Origin of the sequence: Microcoleus sp. AT8-B5, from assembly GCF_036705565.1 — a bacterium.
In the GTDB taxonomy this organism is placed as follows: domain Bacteria; phylum Cyanobacteriota; class Cyanobacteriia; order Cyanobacteriales; family Microcoleaceae; genus Microcoleus.
The window spans coordinates 52,128-67,517 of record NZ_JAUBUY010000019.1 but is presented as its reverse complement, the minus strand read 5'-3'; the positions used below and the strand labels follow the sequence as shown (position 1 = coordinate 67,517).

The following is a 15,390-nucleotide window of genomic DNA, read 5'->3' as shown; positions in this document are numbered from 1 at the left end:
GATTCTAAGCTCAAACAGCAATTGCAGGCACAGCCTGTCTAACATCGCCTAACTTAACGGTTGACGCCCCACCAAGGAAAACAAGCAAGTTATTTATTGCAGCGTTCTCGTCTCTGCTGTTCACCTTCTGGCAGGACGGACATCGCCATTCACGAACTGATAAATCCAATTCTTTCAGAACGTGTCCACAGTGGGAACAAGTTTTACTAGATGGATACCAGCGGTCGATAAAAACTAATTGTTTTCCTTTCTTTTTGGCAACCCATTTGAGAATTTGGAGGAAATCGCCAAATGCAAGGTCTGAGATTTTACGTCCCCAAAGCCGTTGCATTCCTTTTAGATTCAACGTTTCAAAACACAGCACGTCAAACTTATCAGTTAATTCGTGAGCCAATTTCCAGAACCAATCAGAGCGACGATTTACTACGTCAGGAGTGCTTGCGAACTAGATTGAGTCTTGCTCTTTCCCGGTTAGCTGAGCCTTTCCGTTTTTTGGAATGTTGACGATTCGCTTTCTTAATAGCGCCGAGGGATTGTTTCAGGAATTGTGGTGATTCGATTTTCGTTCCATCTGAGCAGGTGAGAAACGTTTTCAAGCCGAAATCTTGCGCCAGCGATTCTACTCGTCTCGACTTTGGTTTCAGGTTGTTCAACGCTGTCAACGACCACAACCATGAATAACTCTCCCAATGGAGTGCGCTTAATGGTTAAGGTTTTGACCTTCCCCGCTATCTCTCTGGAATTCCAATACTGATAAACGCGATTCCCAATTTTAATTAGATTACCACCTAAAAATTTATAGCCAGCTTGCTTGAGAGTGAACGATTTGTATTTGCGAACTTTCTTGAAACCGGGAGGTCTAACTCCTTTCTGGTGATGCTTAAAAAACAGTTGGTAGGCTTTCTCGATTCGCTGGCAGATATCCTGTACAGCCTGAGATCCAACCTGCTGCCAGAACGCTTTACGCTTTCTGATTTTAGCAATATGACTTTGAAGCTTGCTGCAATTCAAATGCTTGCCCCACATCCGGTAGTACCGTTTATGGAGTGCAATGCAATGGTTGTAGATCACCCCGGCAGCATTGATACTTCGCTTGAGATGTCTATTTCGCTTGCTTTGATATAGCTTAAACTTCAATGTTTTCATGCTAACCATGATCTCATAACGGGTAGCGATTGGGTAGCAAAATGATTAAAGAAAGATTAAGTATTCGCATTGCCGTGAGTCGGTTAAAAAAGTTACGGAGAATTGCCAAACAGAAAGAAAAAACAATGACCCAGCTTGTAGAGGACTGGATTGATACACTTAAAGAGGAAAAGCCGTCAAGCGAAGGACGGGGCTTTAGACCCAGTTCTTTGGTAAAATATAAATAGCTTTATACCTGTTACTTCTGAGGCTTCTCAAAATAGAACGGCTGAGGGCGGCAAAACCAGCGATCGGTAATTTGGTGCCAGAACGGTGGCCAGGGTAGAACCTGTCTCAGAAAAAGTTGGCGGATGAATTAGGGTTTAAAGCTGTAACGTGATTCTTGGACAAAGTTACCCATTGATGGAATTGTTGGGTAACTAAGAAAGCAAGTCTCTCGATAACGTCACTAAGACTGCTTGCGGTAAGCTGAACTCGTTTTTCCTCTAGCCACTTAGTAGCAGTCTCGGTTAGGCTGAGGTTGACCTTACGCTTAGGCTCGCTGTAAATCTTTTTTCTAGGCATTTTCTTGTTCCGTATTAATTCCGCATACAATAAGAGTAAGGCAGAAATGAGGTAAAAGCAAATGTTACTTAGTTTCAAGACGGAATTAAAACCTAATAACAAACAGGTGACTAGATTTCGGCAGCATTGCGGAGTAGCAAGACACGCTTACAACTGGGCAAATTCAATCATCCTTGAAACATTGACACTCAGGAAGACGGATAAAACTATTAAGATCCCTTCTGCAATTGATCTACACAAGCGTTTAGTGGCAGAAGTCAAACATGAGCATCCCTGGTATTACGAATCTTCCAAAGCCAGCCCACAACAGGCTCTAACTGAATTGAGAATAGCTTGGGATAGATGCTTCAAAAAGGTATCTAAACAACCTAGATTCAAAAAGAAAGGTGTATCGGGGGACTCCTTCTACCTAGAACAAGGAACCAAAGCAAAGCCAGGAATTAATAACGACGGCAAGCGTGTCAAGTTACCTAAGATTGGCTGGGTTAGGCTGCACGAACCATTACCAATTACGGCAGTTCACAACTGCGTAATCAGTCGAAAAGCTGACAGATGGTTCATTGCTTTTAAATACGAAATTGAGCAGCCCGCAACTCTACGTGACCGTCCTACTGTCGGAGTTGATATCGGCATCAAGCAGCTAGCTGTTTGTTCTAACGGCGAAGTCTTTGCCAACCCTAAAGCCTATCGTCGGATGAACCGTAAAATGAAACGTCTGCAACGGCGTGTCTGTGCGCGAGTCAAAGGGTCTAACAACCGCAAAAAGGCAATCGCTAAACTAGCCAAGCTGCACCTAAAAGTGTCAAACATCCGAAAAGATGCTATTCATAAGCTAACAACTTACCTCGCCAAAAACCACGGTGAAGTGAAGATTGAAGATTTGAATGTTAAGGCATTTTTGAAGAACCACAAGTTAGCTGGTGCAATCGCCGACTGCGCCATGTACGAATTCAAGCGTCAACTTGAATATAAAACCGAAAATTTTAACTCAAAATTGACGCTCATAGATCGATTCTTTCCTAGCAGTCAAATCTGTTCAAATTGCTGTAATCATCGGCATAAAATGCCATTAAGAGTCCGAGCCTTTGAATGTCCCAGTTGTGGAAATATTCAAGACCGTGACTTGAATGCGTCGAAAAATATAGAACGTTGGTTTGAAGGAATATTTATTCCAGAACGTTCAGAATTGGCGGTGAGTTCCACTCCCGTCAGCCTGCGGAGTAGACAAACCCGACAGCAGTCATGTTGTCGCTACTGTGAAACAGGAAGTTAACACCACAAGCACTCATGTTCAGCTATGTCAAGATTTGGGTAGCTATGGGTAAGTTTTTCAGAACGGATGACCTTTCCCACGATTAATCGTTGGGAAAATGGACAGGCTAAGCCTTCTCGCTTGGCACTCAAGCAAATTTAGATATTGCTGGATGAGTTAGGTAATTCCCCAGATGCAACGCTTGGCGAATGCAGTAAGGCGCTGCGAGCAAGATATTTTTCGGATAAGGAGTACAAAGGGTGAGTGTAGAGGAAATCAACAGCATTTTCAGAGATATTCGACTACTTCCCTATGGTGTGGCCACCCTCTCCGTGGCTTTGGCACTGGCGCTAACCCGATCGCTTTTACCGTGGCTCTACCCAACCACGACGCCCCTGTTTTTCATCGCGGTGATGGTGAGTGCGTGGTATGGCAGTTTCGGGGCTGGGTTTCTGGCAACAATTTTATCCACGCTGGCAATCAACTATTTTTTTATTGAGCCGTTCTATTCCTTAAAGATAGTTAATGTAGAGACAATTGTTCGGCTGGGTATGTTTTCGATCGCCGCAGGATTGAGCGCTTCACTCAGTTTATCGTGGCGCAATGCTCTAAAAAATGCGAAAGCAGCCTTGCAAAATTTACAGGAGGCAAGGTTCCTAGAACAAAAAGCCCAGGTTCGGGGCCAAGTCGCACAAGCTGCGGCGAGGGAGACAAAAGAACAGCTAGAAACGGTACTTTCTAGCATCAACGATGGGTTTTACATCCTCGATCGCGATTGGCGCTACACCTATGCCAACGATCGCTACTGTGAAATGATTGGAATGCCGCAGTCAGCGATTCTGGGTGAGAACGTTTGGGAGCTATTTCCCGCAGCCGTTGACACCGATGCTTACGTGCAGTTTCATCGGGCAATGCGGGAACAAACGCCACTCCAGTTTGATTATCTGTACTCACCTTTGAAAGGTTGGCATGACCATCGAATTTACCCTTCGCCCAGTGGACTGACCGTTTTGCTTGCTGACATTACCGATCGCAAACAGGCGGAACTCCTCCTAATCGAGCAGAAACGACTGCTGGAGTCGATCGCCTTCGGACAGCCACTAGACGACTGTCTGGCAGCCGTGTGTGACTCAGTATCCAGGCTGAATCCGGGTACCCGCGCGGGCTTCATGCTAGCGGATGCTCAGGGGCTGACTTTTAACAGATCGATTACTCCAGACTTTCCACCGTCTTTTGCTGAAGGACTCCAAAATGCTCCGATTAACGATTTGTGCATTGGAACGTGCGGCGAAGCAGTGTATAGCGGTCAGCCCGTGACCTGCGCCGACATTGCCAAGGACGATCGCTGGTCGCAAGCATGGCGAAATTTATGCGTGGCTCATGGCATTCTAGCGTGTCATTCTCAGCCCGTGTTCAGGCAGGACAATCTACCTATGGGGTCGCTGATGCTTTGCTTTAGCGAGGCGCGGATGCCGACGGATTGGGAACATAAACTCGCGGAGTTCGGCACCCAAGTTGCCAGCATCGTCTTCGAGCGCGATCGATCGTTCCAGGCGTTGCGCGAGAGCGAAGAACAGCTCAGACTGGCTTCCGAAGGCGGCAATTTGGGTTTGTGGTATTGGGATAGGGAAACTGACACCCTGAGTTTGACGGACATAGCCAAAGGGATGTTTGGTTTACCCGTGGATCGGGGAATTTCCATGAAGGTGTTTTTAGAAGCGGTGCATCACGACGATCGTCCATTCGTTCACACCGTACTCAATGAGCTCAAAGCGAATCAACCGCATACTGAAATTGAGTATCGGACGCTGTGGGCAGATGGCACCGTTCGTTGGATTTTGGCAAAGGGCGATTGCGCCTATAACGCTGAGGGCATGATAATTTCGACGCGGGGCGTATTAATCGACATCAGCGATCGTAAACAAGCAGAAGAAGCTTTGCGTCAAAGCGAAGAGCAGAGTCGCAACATTCTAGAGAGTATTGATGATGGATTCTTTTCCCTTGATGAGAATTGGTGTTTCACTTATGTGAATCGGTCAGCGGAAATTCTGCTAGACCGGACTGCCAGCGATCTGATTGGGAAAAATGTGTGGGAAGAATTCCCCGGACTTAATGGCAGCGAGTTTGAGCAGGTTTATCGGCGCGTGGCAAACGAGCGCGTGGCTTTGTCAGTCACGGCTTTTTATCCCGATCACGATCGGTGGTATGACGTTCGCACCTACCCTGCAGCCAACGGGATTACCATTTATTTCCGAAATGTCACCGATCGAAAACTGGCCGAGGAGGTATTGCAACAACGAGAAGCAGAACTTCGTTTAGTCACCAATGCCGTGCCTGCCTTGATTTCCTTTGTAGACTCAGACCAGCGTTATCGCTTCAACAATCGAGCATATGAAGAATGGTTTGGACATTCGGCAGCGCAAATCTATGGCAAGCACCTTCAAGAGGTTTTAGGCGAAACTGGCTATGAAGGGATTCGTCGTTATGTTGAGCAAGTCTTGGCAGGACAGGAAGTGACCTTTGAAAGCCAAATTCCCTACAAAGATGGTGGAACCCGTTATATCAATGCCACCTATGTTCCCCGCTTCAATAGCCAGGGAAAAATTGAAGGGTTTGTAGCATTCGTCAACGATATCACCGATCGCAAACAAGCCGAAGCCACACTACGGGAGAGTGAGGCAAGGTTCCGACTGATGGCAGATGCCGCCCCTGTGCTGATTTGGATGTCGGGCACAGATAAACTCTGTTATTACTTCAACGTCCCGTGGCTAAACTTTACGGGACGGACGATCGAGCAAGAAAGGGGCAATGGTTGGACAGAAGGAGTCCACCCCGACGACTTTGAGCGGTGTTTAGACACCTATGTGACTGCCTTTGATGCCCGTCAACCGTTCAAGATGGACTATCGCTTGAAACGCTGTGATGGCATATACCGTTGGATTATGGATGAAGCTGTTCCTCGCTACGGATTGGAAGGTGAGTTCTTGGGCTACATCGGCTCCTGTGTTGATATTGAAGACCACAAACAAGCTGAGGAAGCCCTGCGCGAGAATGAATCCCGCCTCCGTCTGATCTTTGAAAGCGCCAAAGATTATGCCATCTTCACCCTCGACCTTAACGGCATCATTGCCAGTTGGAACTCAGGGGCAGAAAGGTTGTTGGGCTATACCGAGACAGAAGCAATTGGTTGCTCCAGTCGGATGATTTTCACACCAGCAGATAACGAACAAGGACAAGCCGAGTACCAGAGGCAAATGGCTCTACTGCAAGGACGGGTCGAAGACGAACGCTGGCACGTCCGCAAAGATGGGAATCACTTTTGGGCCAGTGGATTGATGATGCCCCTGCTTAATGAAGCGGATTGTCCGCAGGGATTTGTCAAAATCATGCAGGACAAGACTGCACAACGGCAAGCAAGTGAGCGCCTGCAATTGCTGTATGAAACTACCCGCGATCTGATGAAGACAGAACAGCCTCTGGCTTTGATGGACACGCTATTCCGCAAACTGGCAGTGCTACTCGATCTGGATTGTTACTACAACTTCATGGTGGAAGAAAAAGACAACCGCCCGATGCTGCATTTGAGAAACTATGATGGCATCTCTGAAGAAAGGGCGCAGGCGATCGCCTGGATCGAAGTAGGGCAATATCTCTGTGGATTGGTTGCCCAAACCCAGCAGCAACTTGTCTTGAATCAAGCCGAACTTTCCACTCATCCGAATGGTAAAGCCCTCTATGAACTGGGCATCACGGCTTACGTGGGTCAACCGTTAATCGCTCAAGGACGGTTATTAGGAACGCTCTCCTTTGCCAGTCTGACTCGGACGCACTTCACGCCTGCTGAAATCGAGCTGCTGGGATCTATCTGTGACCAAATCGCGATCGCTCTGGAACGGGCAAATCTGAACGATTCACTGCAGCAGCAAGCGGAACAGCTAAGACAGGCAAATCGGATCAAGGATGAGTTTTTAGCGGTACTATCCCATGAATTGCGATCGCCCCTCAATCCTATTTTGGGCTGGTCAAAGCTGCTGCAAACTGGCAAGCTGGATGCGGCGAAAACCGCCCAGGCGTTAGCGACGATCGAACGGAATGCCAAGCTGCAAACTGAATTGATTGAAGATTTGCTTGATGTCTCGAAAATTCTCCAAGGTAAGCTCAGTCTGAATATTCGTCCAGTTGATTTAGCTTTAACTGTGGAATCGGCGATCGAAACTGTCAATTTGGCTGCTGTTGCCAAATCCATTGACATTCGGACTGTGTTAGATCCTCAGATCGGACAAATTTTGGGAGATTCGGGCCGTTTGCAGCAAATAGTCTGGAATCTTGTTTCCAATGCGGTCAAATTCACCTCTGCCGGGGGGCGCGTTGAGGTGCGCTTAACTCGTGTGGGCGATCGCGCTCAAATTACGGTGGCGGATACAGGGGTTGGCATTGCACCGGAGTTTTTACCCTACGTGTTTGACTACTTCCGCCAAAAAGATGGCGCTACAACCCGCAAGTTTGGTGGCTTGGGATTGGGGCTGGCGATCGTGCGGCATTTAGTCGAACTGCACGGTGGCACGGTTCGGGCAGATAGCGCCGGTGAAGGGTTAGGAGCTACCTTTACCGTAAGACTGCCCCTATCACCGAAGGTAAGACAAGAAAACTCTCTTGCAAGACTTTCGGAACGATCGACTGCGGATGAACCGTTATCGGGGATGCGGATAGTTGTGGTTGATGATGAGCCGGATATGCGAGAGTTGATTTCGTTTTTGCTAGAAGATGCAGGTGCAGAGGTACTGACTCTTGCTGTCCCTCAAGAAGTCCTCACAGCGTTGACTAATTTCCAGCCAGATGTCCTGTTGAGCGACATTGGTATGCCGGGAATGGATGGCTATATGCTGTTGCGACAAGTGCGAGCTCTGCCGCCAGAACGGGGTGGGCTGATTCCCGCGATCGCCCTGACTGCTTATGCGGGTGAGTTTAATCAACAGCAAGCTTTGCAAGCTGGATTTCACCGACATCTGGCAAAGCCGATCGAACCGGATGAATTAATTAAGACGATCGTCGCACTTCTTAGCAAGAACACTGATGGCCCAGCAAGCTCTAAGGATTGATGCGAAGGAGTTCCAACCGATCGAACATTACCAAGCTTTTAAGTTGCTGTGGTTAGGGAGCGATATTTGTATTATCTTCTGTCCGGTCGATTCCCTCCGCTTCGCTTCGCCCGAAATGAGGTAGGGGCGGGTTCAACAACCATATCTGCCAATAATTGACAATCTCAAAAACCCGCCCGGCCGGGATATTATGGTCAATCGCTCGGACGTGATATTACAGGAGAATCTATCAATAAATCCGGTTTCTAGTCTAATAGTGCGTAAGTCCTGATAATATAATCAATAATTTGGAGTGTCAAAAAAAGACGATGGGAATTAACAAGCAGCAGCCTAGAATACATATAAAACCTTCAGTGATTAAAGCGATAGCTCTGTTCTTTCTGTGCTGCTTGTTAACTGCAAGTTGTGGACAAAGAACACGTCCATCGGTCACTGCGACCGGCGAAAATGCTAATAACCGCGTTACTATTGGCACAACCTTGAAATTGCGGACGATCGACCCTGCGGACGCTTACGAAATTATCTCAGGGCAACTGCTGCAAAATTTGGGCGACACTCTCTATACTTACAAGTCGGGGACTACTGAGTTAATCCCCCATTTAGCCACAGCAATGCCAAAAGTTAGCCAAGACGGATTGACATATACCATCCCCTTGCGTCAAGGAGTTATTTTTCACGATGACACACCGTTTAATGCCGCAGCAATGGAGTTCTCCTTGCAGCGGTTTATCAAAAATGGCGGTCGTCCGGCTTTCTTGTTGAGCGATGCCGTAGAATCTGTGAAAGCGACGGGCGAATACGAATTAACTTTTCAACTCAAAAAGCCTTTTGCTGCTTTTCCTTCTCTCTTGACATTCGCTGGTAGTTGTGCAGTTTCTCCAAAAGCTTACGAGATTGGGGAGGGTAAATTTAAACCCGATACGTTTGTGGGAACGGGACGCTACAAGTTGGCAACTTACGGCAGCGATTCTCTCAAGTTTGATGTGTTTGACAAGTATTGGGGCGAAAAACCAGTTAATCAAGGAATTGACCTTTTGCTGCTTTCTAGTTCGTCAAATTTGTTCAATAGTTTTCGGACTGGTGCAGTTGATGTGGCTTATTTGTCTCTGGATGCAGACCAAGTTCAAAGCTTGGGCGAGGGAGCAAAACAAGGGAAATGGCAGGAAATTGCGGGGGAAAGCAGTACGGTTAGTTACATGACGCTGAATACTAAGTCTAAACCGTTGGATAAGTTAGAAGTGAGACAGGCGATCGCAGCAGCGATGGATCGCCCCCTGATTAATGAGCGCGTACTGCGCGGACAAGCACAACCGCTTTACAGTCTGATCCCTACAACCTTCGACGTTCAAAAACCGGTTTTTAAAGAACTGTACGGAGATGCCAACACGACAAAGGCTAAGGAACTTTTAACGAAAGCTGGATACTCAGCCACCAATCCTTTTGTTCTGCAACTTTGGTATCCTTCAGCTTCCACAAAACGAGCTTTAGTCGCGAGTCTGATCGAGGCGCAAACTAAACTCAAAATGGACGGGATAATGCAGGTAGAAATTAACAGCGTTGAATCTCCGACTTTGTTTCAAAACATAGAGAAGGGAATTTATCCTGCGGTTTTAGTGGATTGGTACGCCGACTTTTTCGATGCCGATAATTACATTCAGCCGTTTTTAGATTGTGCGACGGGTTCGGCGGCTGGGGGCTGTGAAAAGGGTGCTAGCCAAGGTCAGGGTTCGTTCTATTATAACGATCGGGTCAATGAACTGATCGACAAGCAACGAAAAGAAGCAAATCCTGAAACCCGCAAAGCTCTGTTTGCGGAAATTCAAGACATACTAGGTCAAGATGTACCTTTCATCCCTCTTTGGCAGGATAAGGACTATACCTTTGCTCAGAACAGCATCACCGGAGTCCGTCTCGAACCGACGCAATCTTTTCCTTTTTGGTTCCTGAAAAAGCAATAATTATTTACAATAATTTTGGGGGAGTTGAAACGTCAATAATTATTGCATATTTTGTGCACAACAGGGTGATGATTGTCACAGTTTATCAAAGAGACCGATCACCCAACCCTCTTTAATAATGTGCGATATTATTAACAGAGAGATATTGCTGAGGGTGGTATATGAAATTTGGGATTTTAACAACAACAGGGGTGCTAATTGCGATCGGTTTGGCATCGGGAGTAAAGGCAGAAAACGTATCCCACGTCAAGCAATTATTAGAAACTAAAAAATGTAGCCAATGTGACTTGACAGGAGCGCAGCTTGCTGGTATCAATCTGAGCGGGGCAGATTTGAGCGGTGCGAATCTGAGCGGTGCAAATTTGAACGGTGCAAATTTGAACGAAGCCAAACTGAACGAAGCAAATCTGAAACAAGCTAAATTGCAAGGTGCGAGTTTAATTGCTGCTAAAATGCACGGGGCTAATTTGGAGGGTGCTGATTTGAGCCGCGCTAATCTGAGTTTGGCGGGTTTAGTGATTGCGAGTTTGAAAAATACCAACCTCACCAGCGCTAATTTAATCGGTGCTAATTTAGAAAGCGCCAATTTGGCGGGTGCAAATCTGAGAAATGCTCGCCAGTCTGTAGCCAATTTAGCGAATGTCAGCCTCAGAGGTGGCAGTTTGTCGGGAATCGACGTACAGGGAGTCAACTTGCGGGATGCAAATTTGACCAATGCAAATTTGAACGGTGCAAATTTGAACGGTTCGGACTTGACAGGTGCCAATTTAAAGAATGCCAATATGGCAAATGTAGATTTGAAAAACGCTTCTTTGCCCTAGGACGATCGCCACTTGCTATATCAAATTCTGGTGCTTAACAAGCTTAATATAATAAGGTAGGGGCAATTCTGAAATTGCCCCTAAATTTTTAATTGTAGGATTTATCTTGTTTCCCGTCGCTGCGTAGCGTAGATGATTGTTCGGTGTGCGAAGCTTTTTCTTGGCGTCTGCGATTGCTTCATATTTGGATCTAGGATCAATCTGCCTCGTGAGCATCTTGGGCGAAGCGGATAATGTCATCATCGCCGAGGTATTCACCATTTTGGATTTCAATCATCACCAAGGGAATAACTCCTGGATTTTCTACGCGGTGAGCAGTATTCATGGGAACGTAGGTTGACTGTTTCTGCATGAGAATCGTCTCTTTGTCGTCGCAGATAACTTTAGCGGTACCGGAGACGACAACCCAGTGCTCGCTGCGGTGATAGTGCATTTGGGTGCTGATGTGATGCCCCGGCTTGACTTCAATGCGATTGATCTTATAACGATCGCCCGCGTCTATGACTGTAACTTGACCCCAGTAGCGGGTTTGTGTGCGATCGTCAATTTTTTCGCTTGTCTCCACTGTTTCCACCATGCTGTTTATCTCGCTAACGGTGTCTGTAAAAATATCTGTAGTTGAAAGTATAGCAGGGATAGGGTAAGTGCGATGGATTTAAACATTACTCAATTAGCCGCCACTCGCGAGCATCAACAAATTGCGACAAATGCCCCACATTTGTTGTAGCAATTACCACATCATTGCCTTCACTTGCCTCCAATATTGCTTGAGCAGCCAAAATCACATCCCCGTCAAGTGCATTGGCTTCTGCGGTTGGTCTTCCTCTCATTCTCGCTTGCGCCCACAACTGAGCGGCAAAAAGCATGACTTCTGTAGTCAAAGGACGATATGTAAGTTGTAATTTCAGTTCATCAAGCCGTTGAATACCTGCTAATTTACCTGCGCGGATCAACTCCCGTCGCACTTCGTAGTCAGCAATTTCAGGCAGAATTATTATTTCGCCCCTCCGCATTAAAGAGTTTAGCCAAACTTGGCACTCTTGAATTTCAGCAGAGGATGCTTTAGGGTTTGTCACCATTCCTAATGGGCCAGAGTCGAGAATAATTACTCTACTCATGGGAATAATGGCCGATTAGAAAGGCGGTCTTCATCTAAAGCTTTACGGAGATATTCAGCGGTTTCTGTTTGTTCTTGTTCATCTCCCTCCTCAATCCATGAATTGATTAATTCAATTGCACCTTTATTTCTTTGTATCCGTTCCTCCAGCGACAGTTTAGTAATGTCTATTTTCTCAGATGTCTGGGGAGGCTCGGACAATATGGGCGTTACTGTCACCGTTTCCATAAATAAGCGCATCATCTGAAGTAAATTCGGCCAATATTCTCTGGGAGTTTGCTGAATTACGCGGAGAAATGCCGCGATGGGCTGGCTTAAGGGGCGATCGCTTTCTTTGTCTTCAACCATAGGAGTTTCGGGCGCGGACTTTACTGTCCCTTGGCTTTCACTGCTTAAAACTTGCTCAGGCATAATCACTTTTCTCCTTTCTCAGATTTATATCAAGTTCGATCGACTTACGAAAAGGGGAGCGGGGCGGGTCGATCAATATCCTGGATGTGAATTAGAGATGCAGGGGTGAACCCCTACTCATATTATAAACAAAGGGCGGGCATTTGCCCGCCCCACTTTTTACTTGCTCAGCACACCATCGGGAATCCCCAAAATATCCTCAATGCGAGGCATATCTTCCAAAGCAATCACTCGTCCTTCATCCTCAAAACCAGCAATTTGATCGAAATTCAAATAGCGATACAAATCACCAGCAAAAGGATCGATTCTCTTTGACACAATGTCATTGTATTCTTGGACTGTAGGAATGCGACCTAACAGCGAACAAACGGCCGCCAATTCCGCCGAACCGAGATAAACTTGTGCATCTTTGCCCATGCGGTTGTTAAAGTTACGAGTAGAAGTTGAAAAAACCGTTGTCGCATCTTTAACCCGCGCTTGATTGCCCATACAAAGACTGCATCCGGGCATTTCTGTACGCGCTCCAGCGGCTCCAAAAATGCTGTAATAACCTTCTTCTTTGAGTTGCTGTTCGTCCATGCGAGTTGGCGGACAAATCCACAGGCGAGTTTTCACTTCCCCTGCACCTTCCAACACCTTCGCTGTGGCGCGGTAGTGACCGATATTTGTCATGCAGGAACCGACAAATACTTCGTCAACCCGATCGCCCGCAACCTCACTCAACAACTTAACATTATCCGGGTCATTGGGAGCAGCCACAATTGGCTCTTTAATCTCGTTCAGATCGATTTCGATGATTTCAACGTATTCCGCATCAGCATCCGCCTCCATCAGCACCGGATTTGCCAGCCATGCCTCCATCTTAGCCACCCGGCGCATCATCGTCCGCGCATCTTGATAGCCCCGCGCCACCATGTTTTTCAGCAGCGCGACATTGGAACGAATGTACTCAGAAACAGTCTCCACGCTCAATTTAATCGTGCATCCAGCGCAAGAACGCTCTGCAGTCGCATCGGTCAATTCAAAAGCCTGCTCAACCTTCAAATCGGGCAAACCTTCAATCTCCATAATCCGCCCAGAAAAGATGTTTTTCTTGTTCTGTTTCGCGACGGTTAGCAAACCTTTTTGAATTGCTACATAGGGAATGGCATTCACAACATCCCGCAGCGTTACTCCCGGCTGCAATTCACCTTTAAACCGCACTAAAACTGATTCCGGCATATCCAAAGGCATGACGCCCAATGCCGCAGCAAATGCCACCAATCCCGAACCCGCAGGAAAGGAAATTCCCAAAGGAAAACGAGTGTGAGAATCGCCGCCCGTTCCCACTGTATCTGGCAATAACATCCGGTTCAGCCAAGAGTGAATAATGCCGTCTCCGGGGCGCAAAGCTATGCCGGCGCGCTCTGCCATGAAATCGGGCAATTCATGGTGAGTTTTGACATCAACTGGTTTTGGATAAGCGGCGGTGTGGCAGAAACTTTGAATAACCAAATCGGCGCTAAATCCCAAACAAGCAAGTTCTTTCAATTCGTCGCGAGTCATTGGCCCTGTGGTATCTTGCGAGCCGACTGTTGTCATGACTGGTTCGCAAGATGTACCGGGGCGAACGCCGGACAAACCGCAAGCTTTGCCTACCATTTTTTGGGCTAAAGTAAAGCCTTTTCCCGTATCTACTGGAATTGTAGGACGGGTAAAAATAGTGCTAGGTTCTAGTCCTAAAGCTGCGCGGGTTTTGTCGGTTAAAGTTCGTCCAATTAATAGGGGAATTCGGCCGCCGGCGCGAACTTCGTCTAGAATTGTGTCAGGTTTGAGGGTGAATGTGGAGATAATTTCTCCGGCTTCGTTGGTGATTTCGCCTTTGTATGGATGGATGGTAATTACCATTCCTGTTTCCATTTGGGAGACATCACATTCGATCGGCAATGCGCCGGAATCTTCAGCGGTATTGAAGAAGATCGGGGCGATCGCACCTCCTAAAATATAACCGCCACTGCGCTTGTTGGGCACAAACGGAATATCATTGCCAATGTGCCAGAGCACGGAATTAATCGCCGATTTCCGCGACGAACCAGTACCGACAACATCACCAACATAGGCTACGGGATGACCTTTTTGCTTCAATTCTGCAATGGTTTGCAAAGCCCCAGGCATCTTACTTTCGAGCATCGCCAAAGCGTGTAGGGGAATGTCCGGCCGCGTGGTAGCATGAGGTGCAGGCGACAAGTCGTCAGTATTGGTTTCTCCAGGAACTTTGAAGACTGTAACGGTAATCGCTTCTGGCAATACAGGACGGCCTGTAAACCATTCGGCATCCGCCCAAGAATCGACTACCTGCTTGGCGTAGGGATTTGTATCAGACAAAGCTATAACGTCGTGGAAAGCGTCGAATACTAACAACGTTTTGCTCAGTGCCCGGGCGGCGGTGGCGGGAATGGCGATTTCGGCAGTGGGGTTGAGCAAATCGATTAAAGATTGGACGTTGTAACCGCCCATCATTGTCCCCAGCAGGTAAACTGCCCATTTGGGAGCAATTAGGGGGCTGTGGATTTCGCCTTTAGCAATGCCAGTTAAAAAACCAGCTTTGACGTAGGCGGCGCTGTCTACGCCTGGGGGGACGCGATCGCGCAATAATTCTATTAAGGTTTCTTCTTCTCCTGCCGGCGGATTTTTCAGCAGTTCGCACAGTTCCGACGTTTGCTGGGCGTCTAGCGGCAGCGGTGGAATTCCCTCATGGGCACGTTCGGCCGCGGTACGGCGGTAAGATTCAAGCATTTCTCCTCTCTCCTCGGATAGTATTCGGTGGTTGGCAAGTAGGTGGCTTTACTTTTTAGATTAGGAGCTTCCGCTGCACATTGGGTAAAGTACCTCGCCATACATCAAAACTTAACGCAACTTTAAAAACAGTAGATTTTCATACCAAAGACAGATGTGGTCTTTAACGAGAGAGCAGCGTATCAAACTTCAGTCGAGCAGTTTAGGGCCTTCAGTTGCATAGTTCTGGTTAAGATTAATGTGTTGT

13 protein-coding genes are annotated in these 15,390 nt (G+C 47.2%); 6 read left to right on the top strand and 7 right to left on the bottom strand.

Going from position 1 to position 15,390, the window contains the following annotated elements:
• Nucleotides 1–10 precede the first annotated feature (10 nt).
• Together QUB39_RS15050 and QUB39_RS15045 are read right to left on the bottom strand one after the other, a co-directional pair.
• Nucleotides 11–394 (bottom strand): transposase, encoded by a 384-nt coding sequence (locus QUB39_RS15050; RefSeq protein ID WP_333054008.1) that lies wholly within the window; start codon nt 392–394, stop codon nt 11–13.
• Between the two features lie 34 nt (nt 395–428).
• Nucleotides 429–596 (bottom strand): transposase, encoded by a 168-nt coding sequence (locus QUB39_RS15045; protein ID WP_333054091.1) that lies wholly within the window; start codon nt 594–596, stop codon nt 429–431.
• A 280-nt stretch (nt 597–876) separates the two neighbouring features.
• Between QUB39_RS15045 and QUB39_RS15040 the strand changes: the two genes are divergently transcribed.
• Both QUB39_RS15040 and QUB39_RS15035 read left to right on the top strand, forming a co-directional pair.
• Nucleotides 877–1,125: a hypothetical protein gene (locus QUB39_RS15040; protein WP_333199875.1), complete on the top strand. Its 249-nt coding sequence runs from the start codon at nt 877–879 to the stop codon at nt 1,123–1,125.
• A 62-nt stretch (nt 1,126–1,187) separates the two neighbouring features.
• Nucleotides 1,188–1,373 (top strand): hypothetical protein, encoded by a 186-nt coding sequence (locus tag QUB39_RS15035; protein ID WP_333485084.1) that lies wholly within the window; start codon nt 1,188–1,190, stop codon nt 1,371–1,373.
• A 106-nt stretch (nt 1,374–1,479) separates the two neighbouring features.
• On the opposite strand, the gene QUB39_RS15030 is transcribed toward QUB39_RS15035, so the two are convergent.
• Nucleotides 1,480–1,710, bottom strand: a complete 231-nt coding sequence (locus QUB39_RS15030; RefSeq protein WP_333209429.1) for a hypothetical protein — start codon at nt 1,708–1,710, stop codon at nt 1,480–1,482.
• 61 nt (nt 1,711–1,771) lie between these two features.
• Here QUB39_RS15030 and QUB39_RS15025 point away from each other — a divergent pair, with 61 nt between their 5' ends.
• From QUB39_RS15025 to QUB39_RS15010, 4 genes are all read left to right on the top strand, one after another.
• Entirely contained in the window at nt 1,772–2,983 is a 1,212-nt protein-coding gene (locus tag QUB39_RS15025) for an RNA-guided endonuclease TnpB family protein (RefSeq protein WP_333209427.1), read from the top strand.
• A 239-nt stretch (nt 2,984–3,222) separates the two neighbouring features.
• Entirely contained in the window at nt 3,223–8,061 is a 4,839-nt protein-coding gene (locus QUB39_RS15020) for a PAS domain S-box protein (RefSeq protein ID WP_333209424.1), read from the top strand.
• Between the two features lie 308 nt (nt 8,062–8,369).
• A complete protein-coding gene (locus QUB39_RS15015) occupies nt 8,370–10,019 on the top strand; it encodes an ABC transporter substrate-binding protein (protein ID WP_333054005.1) in 1,650 nt (549 codons plus the stop codon).
• 161 nt (nt 10,020–10,180) lie between these two features.
• The gene (locus tag QUB39_RS15010) at nt 10,181–10,840 is read left to right on the top strand and encodes a pentapeptide repeat-containing protein (protein WP_333054004.1); all 660 of its coding nucleotides are present in this window, start codon (nt 10,181–10,183) and stop codon (nt 10,838–10,840) included.
• A gap of 196 nt (nt 10,841–11,036) precedes the next feature.
• On the opposite strand, the gene QUB39_RS15005 is transcribed toward QUB39_RS15010, so the two are convergent.
• The 4 genes from QUB39_RS15005 to acnB form a co-directional block, all read right to left on the bottom strand.
• Nucleotides 11,037–11,417 (bottom strand): cupin domain-containing protein, encoded by a 381-nt coding sequence (locus QUB39_RS15005; protein ID WP_445242800.1) that lies wholly within the window; start codon nt 11,415–11,417, stop codon nt 11,037–11,039.
• 85 nt (nt 11,418–11,502) lie between these two features.
• Nucleotides 11,503–11,958, bottom strand: coding sequence for a nucleic acid-binding protein (locus tag QUB39_RS15000; protein ID WP_333209422.1), 456 nt, complete (start codon nt 11,956–11,958; stop codon nt 11,503–11,505).
• The gene (locus QUB39_RS14995) at nt 11,955–12,368 is read right to left on the bottom strand and encodes a hypothetical protein (RefSeq protein ID WP_333054002.1); all 414 of its coding nucleotides are present in this window, start codon (nt 12,366–12,368) and stop codon (nt 11,955–11,957) included. Before QUB39_RS14995 ends, QUB39_RS15000 begins: the two co-directional genes overlap by 4 nt.
• A gap of 159 nt (nt 12,369–12,527) precedes the next feature.
• A complete protein-coding gene (gene acnB, locus QUB39_RS14990; protein ID WP_333054001.1) occupies nt 12,528–15,143 on the bottom strand; it encodes a bifunctional aconitate hydratase 2/2-methylisocitrate dehydratase in 2,616 nt (871 codons plus the stop codon).
• Nucleotides 15,144–15,390 lie beyond the last annotated feature (247 nt).

Coding starts and splice junctions, on each gene's coding strand:
- QUB39_RS15040 (WP_333199875.1), top strand. CDS start 877: ATGCTTAAAAAACAGTTGGTAGGCTTTCTCGATTCGCTGGCAGATATC.
- QUB39_RS15035 (WP_333485084.1), top strand. CDS start 1,188: ATGATTAAAGAAAGATTAAGTATTCGCATTGCCGTGAGTCGGTTAAAA.
- QUB39_RS15030 (WP_333209429.1), bottom strand. CDS start 1,710: ATGCCTAGAAAAAAGATTTACAGCGAGCCTAAGCGTAAGGTCAACCTC.
- QUB39_RS15025 (WP_333209427.1), top strand. CDS start 1,772: ATGTTACTTAGTTTCAAGACGGAATTAAAACCTAATAACAAACAGGTG.
- QUB39_RS15015 (WP_333054005.1), top strand. CDS start 8,370: ATGGGAATTAACAAGCAGCAGCCTAGAATACATATAAAACCTTCAGTG.
- QUB39_RS15010 (WP_333054004.1), top strand. CDS start 10,181: ATGAAATTTGGGATTTTAACAACAACAGGGGTGCTAATTGCGATCGGT.
- QUB39_RS15005 (WP_445242800.1), bottom strand. CDS start 11,417: ATGGTGGAAACAGTGGAGACAAGCGAAAAAATTGACGATCGCACACAA.
- QUB39_RS15000 (WP_333209422.1), bottom strand. CDS start 11,958: ATGAGTAGAGTAATTATTCTCGACTCTGGCCCATTAGGAATGGTGACA.
- QUB39_RS14995 (WP_333054002.1), bottom strand. CDS start 12,368: ATGCCTGAGCAAGTTTTAAGCAGTGAAAGCCAAGGGACAGTAAAGTCC.
- acnB (WP_333054001.1), bottom strand. CDS start 15,143: ATGCTTGAATCTTACCGCCGTACCGCGGCCGAACGTGCCCATGAGGGA.